We start from the raw sequence: 16,546 nt of genomic DNA on the forward strand, positions 1-16,546 counted from the left end.
CGTCAGCCGATCCAGGTGTCGTGCAGCTGGAGCCGGCTGGAGGCGTCGAAGTCCAGGTCGTGCACCTTCTTCGACACGCCCAGCTGGGTCTGGAGCTCCACCACCGGAGCGTAGTAGGCGTTCTGCACGATCAACTGCTGCGCCTCGGTGACCAGTTGCCCCCGCTTGGCCGGGTCGACGGTAGCGGCCTGCTCGGACAGTGCCGTGTCCAGGGAACTCGGGGGCAGGTGGTAGAAGTTGGCCAGCTTGGTGGAGAAGGAACTGCGCAGGATGTCGGGGTCGGCGCGGGTCACGTTCCCCCACACCGCGTCGTAGTCGCCCGACTGGAGTGTCGGCGCGAACTGCGTGACCTGGAGCTGCTTGAGGGGCACATCGACACCGACGGTCTTGAGCTGCTGCTGAATGAGCTCCAGCGCGGGCTGGTTGGTGGCCGCGTTGGGGAACCACTTGATCGTCAGACTCAGCTTCTGGCCGTCCTTGGCGCGGACGCCGTCGCTTCCGGCCTTCCAACCGGCCGCGTCCAGCAGGGACTTGGCCTTGGTGACGTCGAAGGTCAGGCCGGAGGAGAGGTCGGTGTAGTCGGGTGTCGTGTGCGCGAGGACACTGGTGGCCGACCGGGTGCCGGTCGGGAACACGGTGTCGGCGATCTGCTGCCGGTCGATGGCGTGGAGGATCGCCTGACGCACCTTGGCGTCCTTGAACAGCGGCCGGGAGTTGTTCAGGCCGAGACCGAACACCACCCCGGGGTTGGCCCGTCGCTTGAGGGTGACCTGGCCGCCCTTGAGAGCCGCCTCGTTGGCCTTGCCGACGCTGGAGACGGCGTCCACCTGACCGGACTGCAGGCTGCCGGCCCGCACACCCGCCTCCGGCACCACCTTGAACACCAGCTTGTCGAGATACGCCTCGCCCTTCTTGGACCACAGTGATGATCCCCAGGCGTATCCGGTGCGCCTGACGAGTGTGAGGGACTGGTTCTGCACGTACTGCTTCAGCACGAACGGTCCGGAGCCGGTCACCCCGTCACTGCACTTCTGCTGCGGGGTCTTCTGCACGCTGGCCGTGGACTCGATGCCGAGCGAGTGCGTCGAAGTGGCCTGCAGGAACTGGGCGTTGGGCTGGATGAAGGTCACCTTCACGGTGAGCGGGTCGACCACGGTGGTGCTCCCCACGCCGCTCAGGTAGCCCTCGGCGAGCGTGCCCAGGGCGCCGAGCTTCGGCACCGCGTCGAAGTTGTCCTTGACCACCTGCGCGGTCAGCTTCGAGCCGTCGCTGAAGGTGACACCGGAACGCAGATGGAAGGTGAAGGTCCTGGCGTCGGGACTGACCTCCCAGCTCTTCGCCAGCCACGGCACGATCTTGCCGGTCTTCGGGTCCTGGTCCGTCAGGGAGTCCACGATCTGGCGCACCGAGTAGATGGTCTCGTTGCTGGCGACCTGCTGCGGATCCACGCAGCCGGAGTCCGACCCCACCGCGAAGGTCAGGGTGCCGCCGGACCTGGGCTGTCCGGTGCCGCTGCCCGCGTCGCCGCCGCCCGATCCGCAGGCGGTCAGCAGGGCGCTGGTGGTCACAAGGGCGGTCAGTGCCGCCCACCGAGAGGTTCTGACATGGGGAAGTGCGATCACGGAGGTCTTCTCCTACTCGTGTCACCAGGCACGGCGGTGGTACGGGACACGGCCGTGCCGGGGCGTGCGGACCCGATCGGCGTGATGCCGATGTCGGGGAGCGCTGTGCAGACAGGGATCAGCGGAAAGGAAGAACAGGGATCAGCCGAAACGACGTACGGGGATCAGGCGCAGACGGATGCGGCGGCGCCTGGTGCCGGACGGTGACCAGCGCTGCAAAGGCCCGTCAGGCCTGACAGAGACAGCTGGTCGAGCGCTTGAGATCGATGTGGCGCCGACGCGAGAGCCGGGAGAACACGGTGGCGCCGGCGAAACGGGCGCTGAGGTCACCACCGTGCCGCATGTCGGTCCTCCACCTGTCCGGCCCCGGTCACGGGGCCACGCGCTTGCGGGATCGTCGGTGATCCCGCCGGGCTTTCACCTGGAGCACCCCACCGCGTGGGAGGGTTGCCGGTCAGCGAGCCAGGGCTTGACGCTGACACTCAATGCCACTCGTGATCGTACGGAGAGATCTTGCCGTTGGTCAATGGCCACCCCGGCTCAGGAACCGCCGCGCTCGCGGGGGATCTTCTGACCGGCCTCGATCGCCACCGGCAGCCGGTTCTCGGCCGGGGGCAGCGGGCACGTGGCCAGGTCCGTGTAGGCGCACGGCAGGTTCGCGGCGCGGTTGAAGTCCAGGACGACCCGGCCGTCGGCGGCGGGCGGCTCGAGCCACAGGGCCCGGTTGGCGGCGTAGGTGGTGACCCCGGAGGTGGCGTCGGTGAACAGCACCAGCAGCCGGCCCTCGCCGGCGCCGGGGAACGCGGTGAGGGACAGCTGACGTCCGTCCAGCTCGAAGTCGATCCTGCCCGGAGCGTCATAGACGTGCTCCAGGCCCTCGACGGCCGCTCCCACGGTGGTCGGCCGGGGTGTGTCGAAGGGGACGTAGCGGCCGGTCACGGCCCAACGCGCGTCGGGTGCGTAGGCAGGTGTTCCGGTGAAGGCCGTGCGCAGGGGCGCGTCCGGGTGTCGGGGACGCACGATGTCGTGGCCGCCGCGCTTGGCGACCTCGATGACGGCGTCTCCCCACACCGCGTTGACGCCGCCGCGTTCGGGCAGCACGCCGAAGCGGTGTTCACCGCGCACCGGGGTTCCGTCGACGACCAGTTCCTCGCCGTCGTCGAGGGTGACGACGACCCCGTCGGGGCCGGTGTGCCAGGCGCCGGGCGCGTCCGGGAATCGCTGGGGGCGGTCGTCGAGCCAGTGCTGGCCGGTGATCGCCAGAAAACCGTGCGGGGCGGAGAGCCGGGCCTCCTGGGCCCGGTACCACTCCAGCCAGGTCTCGGTGAAGGTGCGGAGGTCGGTCGTGGTGGCCTCGGTGGTCAACGCAATCTCCTTCGTGCAGGGGGCTGTCGGGTCTTCGGGGCGGTTCAGCGGGCGAGTTCGCCGAGCAGTCGCCAGGTGCGTCGGCGGTCGGCCTCTCCGGCGATCTCGGTGCCCGAGAACACGACCTCGGTGGCGCCCGCGTCGCGGTAACGGCGCACCTCGGCCTCGACGGTCCGCTCGTCGCCGATCACGGCCAGGTCGGCGGCCCGTCGGGCGCCGGAGAGTTCGATGACCCGGGCGTAGGACGGGATCTCTTCGTAGAAGGCGAGGTTCTCGGTGGCCTTGGCCCGTACTGCCGCCACGTCGTCGGTGACCACGCCCGGCACCAGGGCGACGATCCTGGGCGCGGGGCGGCCGGCGGCCTCGGCGGCGGTGGTCAGGGCGGGCACGATGTGGTCCGCCAGGGCGCGCGGTCCCGCCAGGTACGGCAGGATCCCGTCCGCCAGTTCACCGCTGACCCGCAGCGCCTGCGGCCCCATCGCGGCGACCAGCAGGGGGACACCTCTCTCGGCACCCGGTACCCGCGCCGGGAGCGGGGGTGGTGGCGGTCAGCAGCTCACCGTGGAAGTCGGCCGTGCCGGTCACGGTCAACTGCCGCAGTGCGGTGAGGAATTCACGCAGCCGGGCGATGGGCCGCTCGAAGGGCAGGCCGAAGGCGGTCTCCGTCAGCAGTTTCGTACCCAGGGCCAGACCGAGGTGGTAGCGGCCGTGGGTCGCGGCCTGGGCGGTCTGGGCCTGGCTGGAGACGAGCAGCGGATGGCGGCCGAAGACGGGGATCGCGGAGGTGCCGACCTGCAGTGCGGGCACTTCGCGCCCGACGATCGCCGCAAGCTGGGGCGAGTCCGCGCCGAAGGTCTGCCCGAACCAGGCCGACGTGACACCGGACTCCGCTGCCTCATGGGCCAGTCGTACGGCGGCGTCGACCTGGTTCGGCGCGTCGGACGCGGTGAACACTACTCCAACCGTCATGTCGGTTCAGAACGGGTGTGGGCCGAAGTCGCATTCCGGTTCACGTGTGACAGCTTCTTGTCAGTCATGTGTACGAGACCCGGGGTGGGGGCTCAGCCCGCCTGCCGCCGGTCCGGGGCGGACCGGTGGGTGAGTGGTTCACGTAGGCCGAGGTTCTCGCGCAGCGTGGTCCCGCTGTACTCGGTGCGGTAGACCCCGCGTTCCTGCAGTTCCGGGACGAGCAGGTCGACGATGTCGTCGAGGCCGTCGGGAATCAGGTACGGCGTGACGTTGAAGCCGTCGACCGCGCCGTGCCGTACGAAGTGGGCGAACTTGTCGGCGAGACCGGACGGCGTACCGACGTGCCCGCGCTGTGGGCCCAGCGCGATGACGGTCTCACGCAGCGACCAGCCGTGCGCCTCCGCCTTCGCCCGCCACTGCGCGACGACCGCACGCGGGTCGGCGATCCGGCGGGCGCCGAAGGAGCCGTCGTTCTCGGTGACGACCGGGTCCTCCTTCGGCAGCGGCCCGTCGGCGTCACGGTCGGAGAGGTCGATGCCCCACAGCAGCCCGGCGATCCCCAACGCGGTGGCCGGGGTGACCTGTTGGAGCCGGATCCACTGCTTCTTCTCCTGGGCCTCCTCCTCCGTCGCGCCGATGATGATCTCGGTGCCGGGCAGGATCCGCAGATCGTCGTCGGGACGCCCGACCGCGCGCAGCCGGCGTCGGAGGTCGTCGGCAAAGGCCAGGGCGTCGTCGAAGTCGTTGCCGTGCGCGGAGAAGATGACGTCGGCGTTGCGGGCGGCGAAGTCGCGTCCCTCGCCGGAGTCACCGGCCTGGAAGATCACCGGGTGACCCTGGGCGCTGCGGGGCAGGGTGGGGGCGAGGTCGACGTCGAACTGCGGGCCCTTGGGGCGCACTTGATGTACGGAGCCGGGAGCCGCCCAGGCGCGCGCGGTCGCGGAGGCGGCGACGGCGCCGTCCTCCCAGCCGTCCCAGAGGGCGCGGGCCACGGTGAGGAACTCCTCGGCGCGCCGGTAGCGGTCGGCGTGGTCGAGGTAGCCGCCGCGGCGGAAGTTCGCGCCGGTCCAGGCATTGTCCGTGGTGACCACGTTCCAGCCGGCGCGGCCCTCGGAGAGGAGGTCGAGGCCGGAGAGGCGGCGGGCCAGGTCGGCGGGCTCGTTGAAGGTGGAGTTGGAGGTGGAGACCAGGCCGATCCGGCGGGTGACCGCGGCCAGCGCCGCCAGCTGGGTGATGGCGTCCGGCCGTCCGGCCACGTCCAGATCGTGGATCCGTCCGTCGACCTCGCGCAGCCGCAGGCCCTCGCCGAGGAAGAAGGCGTCGAACAGGCCGCGTTCGGCGGTCTGGGCGACCTTGCGGAAGGAGGCGGGGTCGATCTGGGAGCCGCTGTCGGGGGCGGACCAGATGGTCCAGTGGTTGACGCCCTGGAAGAAGACGCCGAAGTGCAGCTGGGCGTGCGGCCGGGGGACGTCGAGGGGGTCGGTGCGGGTCATCGTGCGTCCTCCTGGGCGGCGGGGGCCGCGACGGCATAGCGACTGGCGGGGCGCTCCAGACCCAGGGTCGAGCGCAGCGAGGTACCGGGCAGCGGACGGGAGACGAGGCGTCGCTCGGACAGGGCCGGCAGGACGAGTCGGGAGAGGGCGGGCAGGTCCTCGTCCAGCACGAGCGGATGCAGCCGCACTCCGTCGAGATGGCGGCTCAACTCGCCGAGCAGAGCGACGAGTTGGTCGGCGGGGCCGATGTGCCGCAGTCGCCCCCGGTCGCTCCATGCCGCGTGCCGTTCGAGGTCCGCGACGCGCTCGGCGGCCGTGGCGTCCGGCGTGTCCAGTGCCACCTCGACCTCGGCGAAGACCCGGGGCGTCCCGGCGACGGCAGCTGCCCTGGCGACCGACGCGAGATCGCGCCCTTCGACGAGCCCGAGGTCGAGCTGTGCGGCGGGAACCCGGTCCGGCCGGCCCAGGACGACGAGCTGCCCCTGGGGCGGGCGTGGCACGATCGCGGGGCCCTTGACGGCATAGGTCTCGCCGGTGAAGTCGATGTAGTGCAGCCGGTCGCGGTCGAGGTAGCGGCTGGTGGCCACGGACCGGATGACCGCGTCGTCCTCCCACGAGTCCCACAGAGCGCGGGCCACCTCGATACCGTCACGGGACTCCCGGGCCCGCGCCTCGGCGTCGGCGACCGGTGGGCGCCCCCAGGCACGGGCCGCCTCGGGACGTTCGTCCTCCGCTACCACCCACCCGGCGCGACCTGCGGAGATGTGGTCCAGGGACGCCAACTGACTGGAGACATGGAAGGGTTCGGCATACGTGACCGACACGACGGGCGCGACCCCTACGGTGCTCGTGGACGCCGCGATGAAAGCCGCCCGCTCCACCGCGCCGATACGGCCGACCGGATCCGGTGCCGCGCCGGGGGGCAGCGCGCCGTCGTCCAGGGTGACCAGGGTGAACCCGGCGTTCTCGGCGACGGCGGCGACACCGGCCACGCGGCGCGGGGTGAGCAACTGATCGGGGGAGTGGGCGGCGCGGCGCCAGGCCGCGGGGTGGGCGCCGTCGCCGTCGATCTCGACGGCGAGGTGCAGGGCAGGGCCGGACATGGGGTTCCTTCCGGGAAACACGACGTTGCGCGGCCGACGGGCCACGGCGAGAGAGCCGGCGGCAGGGGCCGGCAGGGGATCAGACGGATACGGAAGGACAGACCGCGGAAGAGGTACGGCAGTAGTCGACATGCCGCCGGGTGATCAGCCGCGCACCGGTGCACGCACGGCGCGAGGGCGCGCTCGGTACGTGCATGGAAGCCTCCACCCATCAGGAACTCTCCGCCTCAACGTACGTCGCCCGTCCCCGCGGATGTCAAGGTCGGAAAGAAGCGGAGAAGGTCCCCGTGTCCGCAATGCAAGACCTGTCCGGGAAGTTATTGACCACCGAGGTGGCATCTGCTGAACTCCCGTCTCATGAACCCGCGCGTGGACCTCACTCGGCGGCGCCACATCGATCTGGCGCACGTCTCCAGCGCGTTTTGTTGTCGCTGACCCGGCAAGTGGTCCCCGGCGACAGCCTCGCGTGCTTTCGGTGCGCGTCGGCGTGAGGTGGCGTTGAGCCGCCCGCACCGTGATGTCTCTCCCCGCAGGACCGTCGTACTCACCTCCTGAGGGCTCCCCGTCTCCTCTCCTTCTCGCATGAGTCGGGAGCCTGTTCGCGTACGCCGACGTGGTCGCTGAGAACGCGCCTGCGGCGGCCCTGCGACCACGCGTTTTCCCCTTCACCCCGTTACGTCATCCCCTGCGCTCGTTCGCGTGTGCCCGTCTGTCCGGGAGGGACCCCCTCATGCCTCCGTCCATCCGTAAGCTCACCAGCCGCATCGGCGCCGTCGTCGAGGGCGTCGATCTCACGGCGCCCCCCGACCTCGCGACAGTCACGACGCTGCGCGACGCCCTCAACGAGCACAAGGCGATCGTGTTCGACGACGTGCGCCTCGACAACGCCGGCCAGGAGCGTGTGGCCCGCTGGTTCGGCGAGCTGACGACCGCCCACCCCAATGTGCCGGCCGCCGACGGCACGACGAACGTGCTCGCCGTCGACAGCGAGACGTCCAAGGCCAACGAATGGCACACGGACGTCACCTTCGTGGTCAACCCGCCTCAGGTGACCACGCTCCGGTCCATCCAGATCCCGCCCTACGGCGGCGAGACACTCATCGCCAACGCCGCCGCGGCCTACCGCGACCTGCCCGAACCACTGCGCGGCCTCGCCGACACCCTGCGCGTCGTGCACACCAACCAGTACGACTACGCGCGCCCCGAGCCCACCACCGCCGAACGGCGCGAGTACGACCGCGCCTTCGTCTCGACGCCCTACGAGGCCGAGCACCCGGTCGTGCGGGTGCATCCGCTGACCGGCGAACGCGGGCTGTTCATCGGCGGGTTCGCCAAGCGGATCGTCGGACTTTCGGGCAGTGACTCGGCGGATCTGCTCCGCATCCTGCAGTCGTACGTCACCCGCCCGGAGAACGTCCTGCGCTGGACCTGGTCCCCGAACCAGCTGCTGATCTTCGACAACCGGATCACCCAGCACTACGGCGTGGACAACTACGACGACCACGCGCGCCGCCTCAACCGGGTGACCGTCGCCGGGGAAGTGCCCGCCGGAGCCGACGGCCGCCGCAGCGAGCAACTCCTCGGCGACGCCTCGCACTACAGCGGCGTACTGGCGGTGGCGGCATGACCGAGGTCCGCATCCCGGCACCGGCTGTCGTGAAGGGCCCGGACGCGGCGACGACGACCAACGCGCGGGAACGCGAGGTGTTCCTGCCGCGCGACGCCCGCCGACGGACACCGCTGCGCACACTCCGCGAGCGCCTGCGCTGGCCGCTGGGCATCTACACGACTCCGGTCGCGATCCTCCTCGCCTGGGAGGCGCTCGCCCGGGCAGGCGTGGTGTCCAAGACCTACGCCCCGGCGCCCACCTCGATCGTGAAGTCGGCCGTCGACCTGTGGCAACAGGGTGTCCTCGGGCCTGACCTGGCCATATCGCTGCAACGGGCCGGCATCGGCCTGGCGATCGGTCTCACGGTGGGCGTCGTCACCGGCGTCCTCGGCGGGCTGCTGCGCAGCGGCGAGTACCTCTTCAACGGGCTCGTGCAGGTACTCAACACGATCCCCCTCCTCGCCGTGCTACCGCTGATGATCGTGTGGTTCGGCATCGACGAACTCACCAAGGTCCTGCTGATCTCCTTCGGCGCCGGCGTCCCGATGTACCTCAACCTGTTCGCCGCGATACGGGGCGTCGACCAGCGGCTGATCGAGATGGCGCGCACGACGGGCGCCGGCACCTGGCGCCTGGTCACGCGCGTACTGGTGCCCGGAGCCCTGCCGGGATTCCTGGTCGGCCTCCGGTTCTCCCTCGCGTACAGCGTCCTGGGACTGGTCGCCGCCGAAACGGTCAACGCCGACAAGGGACTTGGCTTCCTCATCACGCAGGGGCAGACGTATCTCCAGACCAACCAGGTCTTCGTGGGGCTGGTGATCTACTCGCTCCTCGGTCTGCTCGCCGACCAGTTCGTCCGGGCTCTCGAGCGGGTGCTGCTGCGGTGGCGACCCAGTTATGAGGCGTCATGAGCAGCACGATCACGACGGAGCCCCGCCGTCGGACCGGGGTCGTCGTCGAGCAGGTGGTACGGCAGTTCGGTGACCGGCGAGTCCTCGACCGCCTCGATCTGACCATCGAGGAAGAGGAGTTGGTGATCCTGCTCGGCCCCTCGGGCTGCGGCAAGAGCACCCTGCTGCGGCTGCTCGCCGGCCTCGACCGGCCCGACGGCGGCCGCGTGGAGGTCCCGGCACGGCGCGCGATCGTCTTCCAGGCCGACCGGCTGCTGCCCTGGCAGCGGGTGCTGCGCAACGTCACGCTCGGCCTGCACGGCCCCGACGCCGACCAGCGGGCCCGCGAGGTGCTCGCCGAGGTCGGACTCTCGGGCCGCGAGAAGGCCTGGCCCAAGGAGCTCTCCGGCGGCGAGGCCCAGCGGGTGTCGCTCGCGCGGGCACTGGTCTCCGAGCCCGAACTGGTGCTGCTCGACGAGCCGTTCGCGGCCCTGGACGCCATCACCCGACTGCGCATGCACGACCTCGTACGCGCGCTGCGCAGCAAGCACCACGCGGCCATGCTCCTGGTCACCCACGACGTCGACGAGGCGATCGCCCTGGCGGACCGCATCGTCGTCATGAGCAACGGACGCATCGGCAGCTCGCACACGGTGAGCCTCGCCGCCGTGGACCGAGAGGCGAGCGTCGCCCGTGAGGAACTCCGCGCCCGGCTCCTGGACGACCTCGGCCTCGCCGGCAAGCACTGACCTTTCCCGAAACCCTCATCCAGCACAGAAAGCACGACAACCCATGCGAAAGAGAACGACCAGACTCATCGGCGCCGTCGGTTGGCTCGCCCTGGCGGGTACTCTCGCCGCCTGCGGATCCTCCTCGGACTCCACCCCGCCGCTGAGCAAGGCCGTCGACGCGAGCGACGCCAAGCACCCGGAGTGGAGCAAGTACACCTTCACCATCGGCGACAACGGCGGTGACGGCAGCCAGGAACTGGCGCGGATCACCGGCGCGTTCGACAACGCGTCCTACAAGGTGAAGTTCGCCCGCTTCACCTACGGCCCGCCGCTCGTGCAGGCCGCCGCCTCGGGCGACATCGACCTCGGCAGCGTCGGCGACGTGCCGCCGATCACCGGCGCCGCGAAGGAGTACGGCTTCAAGGTCGTCGCAGTCAACCGCTCACTCGCGCCCACCCAGTCCAACGAGAACATCATCGTTCCCAAGGGATCGCCGCTGAAGTCGCTCAAGGACCTCAGGGGCAAGAAGATCGCCGTCCCGCAGGGCAGTTCGGCCCACGGCCTGGCCCTCAACGCGCTCAAGAGCGTCGGCCTCGGCCCGAAGGACGTGCACCTCGTCTTCCTCGACCCGGCGGCCGGCGCCACGGCGTTCAACACCGGCAAGGTGGACGCCTGGTCGATCTGGAATCCCCAGTCCGCGATCGCGGTCAAGAACGGGGCGCGCATTCTGGCGAAGGGCCTGCCGCCGATCGACCAGACCAGCAGCTACTACGTCGCCAGCGAGAAGTCGCTGGGCGACAAGACCAAGCGGGCGGCGCTCACGGACGTCCTGAAGCGGCTGGCCAGCGAGTTCGCCTGGGCGATCAAGCACGAGGACAAGTACGCCGAGGCACTGTCGAAGGAGGAGGGCATCCCGCTGGACGACGCCAAGGCCTCCGTCAAGGCATTCGATACCCGCGTGACACCGGTGGAGACGGCCGACATCGCGGCCGAGCAGAAGCTCGCTGACGCCTTCCTGGAGGCAGGCCAGATCACCAAGACGGTCGACGTCAAGTCGATCACCGACAACCTTCTTCCGGCCGGCTACGACAGCTCCAAGCTGAGGGTCAGCTCATGAGCGCGCCACGACGTCAACTCCACCTCAACGCCTTCCTCATGGAGGCGGGCCACCACGAGGCGGCCTGGCGGCTCCCGCACAGCAACCCCCGCGCCGACTTCGACCTGCGGCACTGGATCGAGCTGGCACAGCTCGCCGAGAGCGCCAAGTTCGACTCGCTGTTCCTCGCGGACGGCCCGGCCCTCATCGGCACCGGCGAGTTCCGGCCACCGGGCCAGCTCGAACCCCTGACCCTGCTCACCGCGCTGTCCCAGGCGATCAGCAGGATCGGCCTCATCGCCACGGTGTCGTCGACGTACAACGAGCCATACAACCTCGCCCGTCGCCTCGCGTCCGTCGACCACGTCAGCGGCGGCCGCGCCGGCTGGAACATCGTCACCTCGGCAGGGGCGGACGAGGCGGCCAACTTCGGTCTGGAGGACCGTCCCAGCCATGCCGAGCGCTACGCCCGCGCCGACGAGTTCCTGAAGGTCGCCAAGGCGCTGTGGGACAGCTGGGAGTCCGAGGCCGTCGCCGCGGACAAGACCACCGGACGGTACGCCGACCCCGAGCTGCTGCACCGACTCGACCACCAGGGCCGGTACTTCAAGGTCGCGGGCCCCCTCAATGTCGAGCGTCCGCCGCAGGGTTACCCGCTGCTCGTCCAGGCGGGCTCCTCGGAGGACGGCAAGGACTTCGCCGCCCGCCACGCGGAGGCCATCTTCACGGCCCACACGACGTACGAGCGCGCGGCCGCCTTCTACGCGGACATCAAGGCACGGACCGTGGCGGCGGGCCGCGACCCGGACGGTGTGATCGTCCTGCCGGGCATCGTCCCCTACATCGGGTCGACCGAGGAGGAAGCCCGGGCGCTGGCGCGGCAGTTCGACGAACTGCGCATCCCGGAATACGGGCTGCGTCAGCTGGCCGCCGTGTTCGAGACCGAGCCGTCGGTCTTCCAACTCGACGCCCCGCTACCGGACTTCATCCTGGCCAGGCCGAAGCTGGAGGGCACGCAGAGCCGCTCCGACCTGATCATCGAGCTCGCGGTGCGTGAGCAGTTGACGGTCCGGCAGATCATCTCCCGGCTCGGCGGCGGGCGCGGCCACTTCGAGTTCGTGGGCACGCCGGAGCAGGTCGCGGACACGATCATCGCCTGGTTCGAGGGCGGTGCTGCGGACGGGTTCAACATCATGGCCCCCGCCCTGCCGTCCGGCCTGGCGGCCTTCGTCGAGCACGTGCTGCCCATCCTGCGCGGCAAGGGCCTGTTCCGTGAGGAGTACGAGGGCACGACCCTGCGCGAGCACTACGGGCTCCCGGTCCCCGCCAACCAGTTCCATGGTTGACCCGCTTGGCGGGCCCGCCCCGCTCGTGTCTCCCGCCGCTCCGTCTTCCCGGAGCGGCGGGAACCCGCCCGCCCTGCGGGTGGAGGGTCTGCGCAAGACCTACGAGGGCGGCTTCACCGCCGTGTCCGGGCTCGACCTGGAGATACCCGACGGCGCGTTCTTCGGTCTGCTCGGCCCGAACGGCGCCGGGAAGACCACCCTGATCGGCTCGGTGTGCAACATCGTCCGCCCCACGGCCGGCAGCCTCTCCGTCTTCGGCCACGACCACCGCGGCCGTCAGGCCCGCAGGCTCCTCGGCCTGGCCGCGCAGGAGATCAACGTCGACCGGTTCCTGTCCATCCGCCAGATCCTGGTCTACCACGCCGGCTACCACGGCATCGGCCGCAAGGCGGCCGCCCGGCGCGCGGACGAACTCCTCGCCCTGTTCCGCCTCGACGACAAGGCCGACCGACGCGCCTACGAACTCTCCGGCGGCATGCAACGCCGCCTCGTCCTCGCGCGGGCCCTCATGCACCACCCCCGCCTGCTCATCCTCGACGAACCGACGGCCGGAGTCGACGTCGAACTGCGCTCGGAGATCTGGCGGGTCGTCAAGGGCCTCAACGCGGCCGGCACCACCATTCTGCTCACCACCCACTACCTGGAGGAGGCGGAGACCCTGTGCGACGAGATCGCACTGCTGCGGGCCGGCCGGATCGTCGACCGCGGCACCTCCGCCTCACTGCGCGAGCGGTACGCGGCCCGGGACATCTCGGAGGTCTACGACCGGGTGATCACGGCTGAAGGGGTGGCCTCGTGAGCAGCACCCGGACACCGGCCCGCCCGGGGTACGACGAGCCCTTCCGGCCGGAGCGCTCACCGTTCCTGTGGCTCCTGGAGCGCGAAGTCCTGCGCTTCCTCACGATCTGGCGCTACAGCGTCGTCGGTCCGGTGCTGTCGACCGTGCTGTTCGTGGTCGTCTTCGGATCGGCTCTCGGCTCCCACGTCGACACGGTCGACGGCGTCGGCTACGGCAGCTTCATCGTGCCCGGCCTCTTCGCCCAGGCGATCGTCAACGTCGGCTTCTTAAACGGCACGACCAGCCTCTTCGAGGCGCGCCGGGACCAGTACATCAACGACGTGTTCGCAAGCCCCCTCAGGTGGTGGGAGATCAACGCGGCGCTCGTGGGCGGCGGCATCGCCCGCGGAGCCGTCGTGGGCGCGGGAGTCCTGGCGGTGGCCCTGCCGCTCACCCACGGCGGTGCCCCGGCCCGCCCCCTCGTCCTGTTCCTCGGCACCCTCGGGCTGCTCCTGGTCGCCGCGCAGGTCGGCGTGATCGCCGGCGCCCACGCCAAGTCCCTCGACCACGTCTACTCCATGGAGTCGATCATTCTGCTGCCGCTGGGCTTCCTCGGCGGTGTCTTCTACTCCGTGCACCAACTGCCGCCGTTCTGGGACGCCTTGAGCCACCTCGACCCCGTCTTCTGGCTGGTCCAGGTCGAACGGATCGGGTTCCTCGGCCAGGGCGACGTCGGCGCGGGCCGGGCGCTGGCCGTGGTCTGGACCCTCGCGGCGGCACTGACGGCCTGGTCGGCCGCGCTGTTCGCCACCGGCCGCCTCAAGCCCTGAGCCCGTACGGAAAGGAATGCGAGCCATGACCAGCAACGACCCCGAACACACCCTGACCACCGACGTGTTGGTGATCGGTGGCGGCCCCGCGGGCACCTGGGCCGCGATCAAGGCCGCCCAGGCGGGCGCCGACGTCGTGCTCGCCGACAAGGGCTACACGGGCACGAGCGGAGCGACCGCCTCCGTCGGCACCGGCATCTGGTACGTCGACGACGTCCCCGAACTGCGCGAGGCCGCCATGGCGAGCCGCGAGGCACTTGGTGGTCATCTGGCCGACCGGGACTGGATGGCACGCGTCCTCGACGAGACGCACGCACGCATGGACGAACTGGCGCGCATCCAGCGCTATCCGTTCCCGGTCGACAGTGACGGCCGGCAACTGCGCGGCGACCTCCAGGGCCCGGAGTACATGCGCCGGCAGCGCACCCGGGTACAACGGCTCGGTGTCCGCGTCCTCGACCACACTCCGGCGCTGGAACTCCTCACCGACACGGACGGAGTCGTCTCGGGAGCGCGGGCGCTGGACCGTACGACCGGTGAGACCGTCCGTGTCCAGGCGGGCGCGGTCGTGCTCGCCGCCGGGGGATGCGCGTTCCGCTCCAAGACGCTCGGCTGCGACGTCAACACCGGGGACGGGGCGCTGCTGGCCGTCGAAGCGGGGGGGCGGCTGTCCGGGATGGAGTTCTCCAACGCCTACGCCATCGCACCGAAGGGCACGTCCCTGACCAAGACCGCCTACTACTCCTGGGCGACCTTCTACCGCGCCGACGGTTCGGTCCTCGACGGCGCGGGCAGCACCCGCGGCCGGTCGGTGATCGCCAGGACCCTGCTCACGGAGCCGGTGTACGCCCGGTTCGACCGAGCGGCACCGCACGAGCGGCAAGCGATGCGCAAGGGCCAGCCGAACACCTTCCTGGTCTTCGACCGGCTGGGCATCGACCCCTTCACCGACCTGTTCGAGGTCACCCTGCTCGCCGAAGGCACGGTACGGGGGACGGGCGGCGTACGCATCGCCGACCACGACTGCGCCACCGACGTCCCCGGTCTGTACGCGGCGGGCGACACCGCGACCCGCGAGCTGATCTGCGGCGGCTTCACCGGAGGCGGCAGCCACAACGCCGCGTGGGCGGTGTCCTCGGGCAGTTGGGCGGGCCGGGGCGCCGCAGGGTTCGCCGCGCGCCGGGGCCGTCCTGGGCGCGAACCGCGCGCCGCGGGTACAGCCGGTCTGCGCCCCACCGGTGCCGTGACCATCGGCCACCGCGAGGTCTTCGACGCCGTGCAGCGCGAGGTCCTGCCGTACGACCGCAATTACCTGCGGCACGCGGACCGGCTGGAACCGGCGCTGCGTTCCCTGCACCGCACATGGGCCGCGGTCCGCGAGGGGCTGGGGGCCGACGGCGAGGAGATCTTCCGCGCCCGGGAGGCCGCCGCGATGGTCGCCCACGGGCGGTGGATGTACCACGCGGCGCTGCGGCGCACCGAATCCCGCGGCATGCACAAACGAACCGATCACCCGGAGCTGGACCCGGCCCAGCACCACCGGCTGCTCACCGGCGGGCTCGACGAGATCTGGAGCCGCCCGGAGACGCCGCGGGGTCAACTGTTCGCGAACGGAGGCCGAGCCGCATGATCGAGGTCGTCGAGCCGGGTCGCTGCATAGCCTGCGACCGGTGCATCGAAGTCTGCCCGACGCGCGTGTTCGACCGCGGCGCGGACGGCATTCCGGTGATCGCACGGCAGGACAGCTGCCAGACGTGCTTCCAGTGCGAGGCGTACTGCCCGACCGACGCACTGTTCGTCGCGCCGCTGGTGACCGCGGTCGCCGCCGACTCGCGCTTCCGCGATGTGACCGAACTGGAGGGCTCGGGGCTGCTCGGCGGATACCGGCGCGAACTCGGCTGGGGCAGGGGCAGGACGCTCGGCGCCCGCACGGCGATCGGACCGGAGTATCCGGACTGACCGGCCCGGGCCGGCGTGACCTGCGAGGATGGCGTGGTGGAGCAACGACTGAGCCGACGGAAAGCGTCAGAAGCAGTGCACGACGACGGCTGGCGCTACATCCTGGGCACCCTGCAGACGTCCGTCCCGGTCCGGTCCCTGGCCCAGGGGATCAGCGTGACGTCGGACGTCGTGGCGGTGTGCGGTGACGACGCCGATCGGCATCTTCGGGTCGATGCCCGCCCCGATCTGGTCGTGCTCTCTCTGCAGTCGTCGGCCCACGCGGCGGTGACCGACCGGGACGTGGAACTCGCCCATCGGATCTCCGCGACGGTTCGCGAAGCCGGGCTGCGGACAGAGCCCGGGATCGGGAGCGGCGCACAGCGGTCCGTCCAGCTCGTGGAGATCGCGATCGATGCGCTGGACATCGCACGGATTCGGCCCTTCTGGAAGGCGGTCCTGGGCTACGCCGACGAACTGGGCGGCGCAGGACCGGAAGACCCGCTCGTCGACCCGTTCCGGGTGGGGCCCGCGGTCTGGTTCCAGCAGATGGACCGGGCACGCCCACAGCGCAACCGGGTCCACCTGGACGTCAGCGTCCCGCACGACGAGGCGTCCCCGCGGGTCGACGCCGCGCTGGCGGCGGGCGGCCGACTGGTGTCCGCAGCTCGTGCCCCGGCCTTCTGGGTCCTTTCCGACGCGGAGGGGAACGAGGCCTGCGTGACCACATGGCAGGGCAGAGACGGCTGAGCCCCTGTCGGATGAGAACTGGTTCC

The 16,546-nt window shown here is 70.7% G+C and carries 15 protein-coding genes, 1 pseudogene and 1 riboswitch; of the genes and pseudogenes, 10 read left to right on the forward strand and 6 right to left on the reverse strand.

Annotation, left to right across the window (positions count from 1 at the left end):
- Positions 1-2: 2 nt before the first annotated feature.
- The 6 genes and pseudogenes from ABZ453_RS08880 to ABZ453_RS08905 form a co-directional block, all read right to left on the reverse strand.
- Complete coding sequence (locus ABZ453_RS08880) at positions 3-1,622, reverse strand: ABC transporter substrate-binding protein (RefSeq protein WP_359013045.1); 1,620 nt, start codon at positions 1,620-1,622, stop codon at positions 3-5.
- A gap of 226 nt (positions 1,623-1,848) precedes the next feature.
- Entirely contained in the window at positions 1,849-1,965 is a 117-nt protein-coding gene (locus ABZ453_RS08885; RefSeq protein WP_023551189.1) for a putative leader peptide, read from the reverse strand.
- Between the two features lie 34 nt (positions 1,966-1,999).
- Positions 2,000-2,112: riboswitch (SAM riboswitch) on the reverse strand.
- Between the two features lie 50 nt (positions 2,113-2,162).
- A complete protein-coding gene (locus tag ABZ453_RS08890) occupies positions 2,163-2,987 on the reverse strand; it encodes a DUF1684 domain-containing protein (protein ID WP_359013048.1) in 825 nt (274 codons plus the stop codon).
- A gap of 44 nt (positions 2,988-3,031) precedes the next feature.
- Positions 3,032-3,956, reverse strand: a pseudogene (locus tag ABZ453_RS08895) (LLM class F420-dependent oxidoreductase).
- Positions 3,957-4,048: 92 nt separating this feature from the next.
- On the reverse strand, positions 4,049-5,449 hold the full coding sequence (locus ABZ453_RS08900; protein ID WP_359013050.1) for an NtaA/DmoA family FMN-dependent monooxygenase: 1,401 nt from the start codon (positions 5,447-5,449) through the stop codon (positions 4,049-4,051).
- The gene (locus ABZ453_RS08905) at positions 5,446-6,552 is read right to left on the reverse strand and encodes an LLM class flavin-dependent oxidoreductase (protein WP_359013052.1); all 1,107 of its coding nucleotides are present in this window, start codon (positions 6,550-6,552) and stop codon (positions 5,446-5,448) included. The genes ABZ453_RS08900 and ABZ453_RS08905 overlap by 4 nt, the downstream gene beginning before the upstream one ends.
- Before the next feature lie 730 nt (positions 6,553-7,282).
- Here ABZ453_RS08905 and ABZ453_RS08910 point away from each other — a divergent pair.
- From ABZ453_RS08910 to ABZ453_RS08955, 10 genes are read left to right on the forward strand one after another with little or no spacing between them, the layout of a single operon-like run.
- Entirely contained in the window at positions 7,283-8,179 is an 897-nt protein-coding gene (locus ABZ453_RS08910) for a TauD/TfdA family dioxygenase (RefSeq protein ID WP_359013055.1), read from the forward strand.
- Positions 8,176-9,072, forward strand: coding sequence for an ABC transporter permease (locus ABZ453_RS08915; protein WP_359013057.1), 897 nt, complete (start codon positions 8,176-8,178; stop codon positions 9,070-9,072). The genes ABZ453_RS08910 and ABZ453_RS08915 overlap by 4 nt, the downstream gene beginning before the upstream one ends.
- Positions 9,069-9,800: an ABC transporter ATP-binding protein gene (locus ABZ453_RS08920; RefSeq protein WP_359013059.1), complete on the forward strand. Its 732-nt coding sequence runs from the start codon at positions 9,069-9,071 to the stop codon at positions 9,798-9,800. Before ABZ453_RS08915 ends, ABZ453_RS08920 begins: the two co-directional genes overlap by 4 nt.
- A 43-nt stretch (positions 9,801-9,843) precedes the next feature.
- Complete coding sequence (locus tag ABZ453_RS08925) at positions 9,844-10,899, forward strand: aliphatic sulfonate ABC transporter substrate-binding protein (protein WP_359013061.1); 1,056 nt, start codon at positions 9,844-9,846, stop codon at positions 10,897-10,899.
- Entirely contained in the window at positions 10,896-12,224 is a 1,329-nt protein-coding gene (locus ABZ453_RS08930; RefSeq protein ID WP_359013063.1) for an LLM class flavin-dependent oxidoreductase, read from the forward strand. Before ABZ453_RS08925 ends, ABZ453_RS08930 begins: the two co-directional genes overlap by 4 nt.
- The gene (locus tag ABZ453_RS08935) at positions 12,217-13,023 is read left to right on the forward strand and encodes an ABC transporter ATP-binding protein (RefSeq protein WP_359013065.1); all 807 of its coding nucleotides are present in this window, start codon (positions 12,217-12,219) and stop codon (positions 13,021-13,023) included. Before ABZ453_RS08930 ends, ABZ453_RS08935 begins: the two co-directional genes overlap by 8 nt.
- Entirely contained in the window at positions 13,020-13,832 is an 813-nt protein-coding gene (locus ABZ453_RS08940) for an ABC transporter permease (protein ID WP_359013067.1), read from the forward strand. The genes ABZ453_RS08935 and ABZ453_RS08940 overlap by 4 nt, the downstream gene beginning before the upstream one ends.
- A 25-nt stretch (positions 13,833-13,857) precedes the next feature.
- A complete protein-coding gene (locus ABZ453_RS08945) occupies positions 13,858-15,462 on the forward strand; it encodes an FAD-binding protein (RefSeq protein WP_359013069.1) in 1,605 nt (534 codons plus the stop codon).
- The gene (locus ABZ453_RS08950; RefSeq protein WP_359013071.1) at positions 15,459-15,791 is read left to right on the forward strand and encodes a ferredoxin family protein; all 333 of its coding nucleotides are present in this window, start codon (positions 15,459-15,461) and stop codon (positions 15,789-15,791) included. Before ABZ453_RS08945 ends, ABZ453_RS08950 begins: the two co-directional genes overlap by 4 nt.
- Before the next feature lie 36 nt (positions 15,792-15,827).
- On the forward strand, positions 15,828-16,520 hold the full coding sequence (locus ABZ453_RS08955) for a VOC family protein (RefSeq protein WP_359013073.1): 693 nt from the start codon (positions 15,828-15,830) through the stop codon (positions 16,518-16,520).
- The last annotated feature ends 26 nt before the right edge of the window (positions 16,521-16,546 follow it).

Origin of the sequence: Streptomyces sp. NPDC005799 (genome assembly GCF_040630525.1) — a bacterium.
GTDB lineage: Bacteria > Actinomycetota > Actinomycetes > Streptomycetales > Streptomycetaceae > Streptomyces > Streptomyces griseorubiginosus_B.

Coding starts and splice junctions, on each gene's coding strand:
- ABZ453_RS08950 (WP_359013071.1), top strand. CDS start 15,459: ATGATCGAGGTCGTCGAGCCGGGTCGCTGCATAGCCTGCGACCGGTGC.
- ABZ453_RS08925 (WP_359013061.1), top strand. CDS start 9,844: ATGCGAAAGAGAACGACCAGACTCATCGGCGCCGTCGGTTGGCTCGCC.
- ABZ453_RS08900 (WP_359013050.1), bottom strand. CDS start 5,449: ATGACCCGCACCGACCCCCTCGACGTCCCCCGGCCGCACGCCCAGCTG.
- ABZ453_RS08945 (WP_359013069.1), top strand. CDS start 13,858: ATGACCAGCAACGACCCCGAACACACCCTGACCACCGACGTGTTGGTG.
- ABZ453_RS08935 (WP_359013065.1), top strand. CDS start 12,217: ATGGTTGACCCGCTTGGCGGGCCCGCCCCGCTCGTGTCTCCCGCCGCT.
- ABZ453_RS08930 (WP_359013063.1), top strand. CDS start 10,896: ATGAGCGCGCCACGACGTCAACTCCACCTCAACGCCTTCCTCATGGAG.
- ABZ453_RS08885 (WP_023551189.1), bottom strand. CDS start 1,965: ATGCGGCACGGTGGTGACCTCAGCGCCCGTTTCGCCGGCGCCACCGTG.
- ABZ453_RS08905 (WP_359013052.1), bottom strand. CDS start 6,552: ATGTCCGGCCCTGCCCTGCACCTCGCCGTCGAGATCGACGGCGACGGC.
- ABZ453_RS08910 (WP_359013055.1), top strand. CDS start 7,283: ATGCCTCCGTCCATCCGTAAGCTCACCAGCCGCATCGGCGCCGTCGTC.
- ABZ453_RS08915 (WP_359013057.1), top strand. CDS start 8,176: ATGACCGAGGTCCGCATCCCGGCACCGGCTGTCGTGAAGGGCCCGGAC.
- ABZ453_RS08920 (WP_359013059.1), top strand. CDS start 9,069: ATGAGCAGCACGATCACGACGGAGCCCCGCCGTCGGACCGGGGTCGTC.